At 75.8% G+C, this 418-nt stretch carries 1 pseudogene; it reads left to right on the forward strand.

Annotated features, from left to right (window positions below):
* A pseudogene (locus tag AB4Y92_RS26045) lies at nt 1-418 on the forward strand (hypothetical protein); the annotation flags it as partial.

Below are 418 nucleotides of genomic sequence, written 5' to 3' on the forward strand. Positions count from 1 at the left end.
GGCGCTGAGCGTTGCGGACGGCAGCGGTATGACGGCGGCGGGGCCGAGCCTGACCTTTCGAACCGGCCGGCGTCCTGACATGACGCCGGCTGCAAGCCTGCGCGGATATCATGGCGCGGCATTGTCGCAGAAGCGGGCTGAGCTGCGCTCGTCCACGGCCATCGCCAGAGCCCTGGCCGGGGGCGTCATGCTCGGCGCCATCCTGATCGGCRCATCTCCGGCCGCAGCCCAGTCGCTGGGCGGCGGCGGCGCGGGCGGCCGCCATGGCGTCAGCAAGCCTGTCGCTGGCGGAGCGGGCGCCGGCTCGGGATTGTTCGCGGGCGGGGGAGGCGGCGGCGGCGGCGGCCGGCACGGCGACAAGCGCAGCGGTACTGCCAACGGCGGCCTGGGCGGAGCCGGGGGTAGCGGCGCGCATGCC

The sequence above is a fragment of the Lysobacter sp. TAB13 genome (genome assembly GCF_052113885.1).
Lineage (GTDB): Bacteria > Pseudomonadota > Gammaproteobacteria > Xanthomonadales > Xanthomonadaceae > Lysobacter > Lysobacter gummosus.